Genomic DNA, 5107 nt, shown 5'->3' on the forward strand with positions numbered 1-5107 from the left:
TGGAGGCACGGGATTGTTTTGTAGGTTAAGTGTGAACAAGAAGTACGTTCAGCTTAACTTATTTGGCGACTCAGGGCTACTAAAAGCCACCACCTCGCGGTAGCAGGTGGTGGTAGTTTACATTAACCTTGACCCTTAACTCCTTCTCCTTACTCAATTAGGAACGGGCTGATCTAATATCAAATTGATCAATATTTGCTACAGAGTGATCGGGGACCGGAGCTTTAGTGAGGAGGGGTGAGCAGATTTCTCTTTCATCTGGGTTTAGCATGAATTCACCAATTTTAGATCAGAAACCAGAAAGATCAAGGAGAAATTTTTTCTAACTCTCTTATCTTCACCCTCTCTTCCCTTTTTTTGGTCTCAGCCTGTCTAACAAAATTCTGGGAGACATTTTTCACAGACTTGCACCTTTCCTCTTTTTACTTTTCCCTTCTTTAGGCAATCAGCACCATTGGTTAAACGAGACGTTTTGAATTGGTAGTTAGCATCCTTTGAGTTGTCTGAATAATCCAATCGTCTAATAGGATACATTTCGCCACTTACGCCAATCATGAAATAGTAGATGCGCCAGTTAAGGAATATACTCAGCTTTAATATTTAACCGTCCTGTCAAGCTATTTCCACCAGATGACCCCACTCTTTTCAATTGCTTTCAATACAGGTTCAAAATTTCTCTTGTAGACAACTTGTCATTCCAATTCAGCATTCGTTTAGTAACTGAATGACAGAGCATTAATTAGAAAAAATTTTATGGTTGCTAACTCTTCTGAAAAACTAAAGTTTATTACCAAACTTGCTTATGGGGCAGGCGACCTTGGTCCAGCAATTACAGCAAATGTTCTCGTTTTCTTTCTACTCTATTTCTTCACTGAAGTAGCAGGGCTTCCACCGGGATTAGCAGGAAGTATTTTAATGATTGGTAAAATTGCTGACGCGATTAATGATCCAATTATTGGGCGATTCAGCGATCGCGCCGATAGCCCCTGGGGCAGACGACTGCCTTGGATGTTCTTTGGCGCCATTCCGTTTGGTCTTTTATTTATTTTACAATGGATTGTTCCTCAGTTCAGTACCGATGACACGATTAATGATTGGTCACTGTTTGCCTATTATATTCTCATCGGAATTTTATTCAACACCGCCTTCACGGCAGTTAATTTACCCTATACTGCTTTCACACCAGAACTCACCCAAGACTATGATGAACGCACCAGTCTCAATAGTTTTCGTTTTGCCTTTTCTCTAGGAGGCAGTATTCTTTCTTTAGTTCTGGCAGGAGTGATTACCAATACCTATTCTGATCAATTTCAACAACACTTAATCCTGGGCATTACGATGGCTGTCCTCTCAACCATCCCGATTTTTTGGTGTTGTTTAAGCCTCCAAGAACGAGGTCGCAAACCCCTTTTATCAGCGGCGAAAAAAAAGCAATTATCATTCATTTTGTTTGCAATTAGCTTGGCTTGCGGTGGGTATGGAGTATACAGATTCTGGCAAGAAAACAATGTATTCTTTCTAATTATCGGTGGCTTACTGATGATTTTAATCGGGACATTTGCTGTTAGTTTATTCATGCACAGTGCTCAAAGTCCAATCCCTAAATCATCGACTTCCTTACCCAAGCAACAGAGAATGACCCTTTCTTTTCAAGACCAATTAAAAGTGGTTTTTAAGAATCGTCCCTTTTTATTTGTAATTGGCATTTACTTGTTTTCTTGGCTCGGGGTTCAATTGACGGCTTCGATTTTACCCTACTTTGTTGTGAATTGGGTTGGTTTACCCTATAGTGCTTTCCCTCAAACGGCTTTAGCCGTTCAAGGAACAGCGTTAGTGATGTTATTTGTGTGGTCGGCAATTAGTAAACAAGTCGAAAAAAAGGTAGTTTATGCGTTAGGAACAGGCCTTTGGCTCATTGCTCAAGTCGGTTTAATTTTTCTGCAACCGGGTCAAGTGGGTTTAATGTATGGCCTAGCCATCTTAGCCGGATGTGGGGTTTCTGTGGCTTATCTGATTCCTTGGTCGATGATTCCAGATGTGACAGATTTAGATGAACTCGAAACCGGACAACGACGGGAAGGAATTTTCTATGCCTTTATGGTTTTATTACAAAAAATGGGACTGGCTTTAGGCTTATTTTTAGTGGGGCTGAGCTTGGAATGGGCGGGATTTCTTGAGTCCGTTCCCGGTCAACCGCCACCGGAACAACCCGCTAGTGCCTTACTGGCAATTCGCATCGCGATCGCGCCTTTACCGATGCTGAGTCTCATTGGCGGACTAATTCTTGCCTACTTTTATCCTTTGACACGGGAAGTGCATCAGCAGATTTGTCTGCAGTTAGCGGAAAAACGAGAGCAAGCCCAGGAGTGAACATGCCTCAAGACGTAATTATTATTGGCAGTGGCATCGGAGGACTCACTGCAGGAAGTTTACTCGCCCGCTACGGTTATAATGTTCTGATTTGCGAAAGTCATGCTATTCCCGGTGGGGCAGCGCACAGCTTTACTCGTCAAGGATTTACGTTTGACTCCGGACCTTCTTTTTATGCTGGAATTGGCTCGGGCAAACCAAGTTTAAACCCCCTGCAGCAAGTTTTAAGCCTACTGGGAGAATTCATTGCAACCGTCCCCTATGATCCGCTTGGTGAGTTTCATTTTCCAGAAGGAACCTTTGCTGCTTATCAAGACAATGACCAGTATGGTCGAGAAATTGCCAAAATGACTCCCCAAGGGGCAATCGAATATCAGGCATTTGTCAGGGAAATGCTGGGGTTGTATGCTGGTTTGAAAGATATTCCGACCATTGAATTACGACCGGATTGGAAGATTTTACAAGTATTATTTCCCAAATATTTACCGAGTTTAGTGAAGTTCCTACCGAAACTCCCTCTGGTAAGTGCCTCAGTAGGTGACATTGTCCAGAAAACCGTTAAAGACCCTTGGGTCAAACGTTTAATTGATTTAGAATGTTTCCTCCTTTCTGGCTTGAAGGCAGAAGGTACGATCGCGCCAGAAGTGGCGTTTATGCTCGGAGAACGATCGCGCGTTGGGGTGGAATATCCCGTTGGCGGGAGTGGCGCAATTGTGGAAGCATTAATCCGTGGTTTCAAGCGTTGGGGAGGAGAACTGCACTTAAATGCTCATGTGGAAAAAATCTTAGTTAGGGATGGCAAAGTGCAAGGCATCCGTTTACGTAATGGCGAAACCTTATCTGCGCCTCTTGTTATTTCCAATGCCACACTTTGGGACACCTACAGCAAGTTATTATCTCCCCAAGATTTACCTCCGTCTTTTCGGCAAAAGAGTCTCGCAACACCTACTGTGGAGAGCTTTATGCACCTTCATCTTGGAATTGATGCTAGAGGATTAGATCACTTAAACGGTCATCATGTGGTTGTCCATGACAGTCAAAAAGAGATTACCACACCCGGTAATACCTGTATGATTTCGATACCAACGGTTTGGGATGCTAATCTTGCCCCCTCCGGGCAACATTTAATTCATGCTTATACCCTGGAACCTTATCAAGGTTGGCAACGGGACGATAACTATCACCAACGCAAACAAGCCAAAGCGGAGTCCTTGTATCAAGCCTTAGAGAAAATTATCCCCGATGTGCGCGATCGCGTCACCCTGGAACTGATTGGCTCTCCGCTCACTCACAGCCACTATCTCCGACGGTATCAAGGCACTTACGGACCAGCCATTCCAGCAGGAGAAGGGCTTTTTCCCAGCGATCAAACGCCGATTTCTGGATTGTACCGTGTTGGCGATAGTACCCTGCCTGGCATTGGGGTACCCGCCGTTGCTGCTTCTGGCATTTTATGCGCCAATCGCTTTGTCTCTCCAGAACAAACCCGAACCTTGTGGCAAGCAGTGACTAATGACTAAGGACCAATGACTGTATTAACAAACGTATAGAAACGCTAAAACTTATTTACAAACTAGGGTTTTGATCCCCAGTGGGGGGATAGCTTTTGTTAACTTGAACACAAGTTATAAAAATGTGTTTTTGAATACTTATGAATAACTCCTCTCAAAGCGATCTCCTCAGTACTATTGCCATTGCCGGGATTGGGGCTGGAATTGTCACTTCCTTTGCCGTCAGCCAAGGGCAATCTCCCTTAACTGCACTTTTCATCACCGCGATCGCGACCGGATTTGCGGTTCTTTGCCGCCGTGCCGGTTTAGTTTAATGAGGAACTTTTGCATGAAATTCCGGTCTTTAAAACTTGACGATTCAGAGGAATTATGCAATGGCTACACGTTCGATTCTAAAAAGAGGAACATCAACCGTTCTCTCGGTTCTCTTAGGGATGGGAGCGACAACGCCCCTCATTCTATCTATGCCTGCATCGGCGCAGCTTTTAGACACTGAAGTTGCCCAATCTCGTCGCGTCGCAATTCCTTCTGGTGTTGTTCTCCCCGTGCGCTACGACGAAGCGGAAAAAATTGTCGTTTTACCTGATGAAACCGTTCCGGTTACCTTAAAGATTGCCGCGAACATCAAAGACAATCAAGGGCGAATTTTGATTCCCTACGGTAGCGAATTAGTCGGAGAAGTGCAACCGTATGGTGATGGCGCACGTTTTGTTGCCCAAGAATTAAACATAGCAGGGTCATCGTCGCAACCAATTAATGCCACCTCGCAAGTGATTACCCGTCGAGAAACCATTGATCGCGGGGCAAGTACAGGTGATGTTTTAGAAGGAGCTGCTATTGGCGCTGCTGCGGCTAGTGTGATTGCTGGGATTACTGGCGATCGCGCGATCGCAACCGAAGAAGTTTTAGGAGGAGCGGGTTTAGGTGCTTTGGGGGGATTACTTTTAGGAAAAGATGAAGCAGAAGTGATCTCCATTGATCCCAACCAAGATCTAGACATTACCCTCAATTCTCGACTGGCTCTCTCCTACTATTAAAAACGGCAACTGCGATCTTTTTTCCGGATCGCAAGCCGTCCTTTTGTCGGGCAAATATACAGTATTTCTTGAAATGGCGACTAACCAGGGCTTGCTGAATTAATCTAGAAATCAGGACTGATCAAGGTTTGAGTCCCTTCAAGAGGTTCTTTAACGCGCAGAAATGGGGTAAAATTGGACAAAATCCTT

3 protein-coding genes are annotated in these 5107 nt (G+C 44.4%); all 3 read left to right on the plus strand.

Translation table 11 applies throughout. The features are described 5' to 3' along the window. Positions 1-753 precede the first annotated feature (753 nt). The 3 genes from GVY04_01015 (at position 754) to GVY04_01025 (ending at position 4918) form a co-directional block, all read left to right on the plus strand. The gene (locus tag GVY04_01015; protein NBD14757.1) at positions 754-2370 is read left to right on the plus strand and encodes an MFS transporter; all 1617 of its coding nucleotides are present in this window, start codon (positions 754-756) and stop codon (positions 2368-2370) included. Positions 2371-2372: 2 nt separating this feature from the next. Beyond that, positions 2373-3890 carry an FAD-dependent oxidoreductase gene (locus GVY04_01020; GenBank protein NBD14758.1) on the plus strand — a complete coding sequence of 506 codons (1518 nt, stop codon included), beginning with the start codon at positions 2373-2375 and terminating at the stop codon, positions 3888-3890. A 365-nt stretch (positions 3891-4255) separates the two neighbouring features. Continuing rightward, the gene (locus GVY04_01025) at positions 4256-4918 is read left to right on the plus strand and encodes a hypothetical protein (GenBank protein ID NBD14759.1); all 663 of its coding nucleotides are present in this window, start codon (positions 4256-4258) and stop codon (positions 4916-4918) included. Positions 4919-5107: the final 189 nt, after the last annotated feature.

The sequence above is a fragment of the Cyanobacteria bacterium GSL.Bin1 genome (genome assembly GCA_009909085.1).
Classification (GTDB): Bacteria; Cyanobacteriota; Cyanobacteriia; order Cyanobacteriales; family Rubidibacteraceae; genus Halothece.

Bases quoted from the DNA above. Each gene is read 5' to 3' on its own strand.
- GVY04_01015 (NBD14757.1), top strand. From the start codon at position 754: ATGGTTGCTAACTCTTCTGAAAAACTAAAGTTTATTACCAAACTTGCT.
- GVY04_01020 (NBD14758.1), top strand. From the start codon at position 2,373: ATGCCTCAAGACGTAATTATTATTGGCAGTGGCATCGGAGGACTCACT.
- GVY04_01025 (NBD14759.1), top strand. From the start codon at position 4,256: ATGGCTACACGTTCGATTCTAAAAAGAGGAACATCAACCGTTCTCTCG.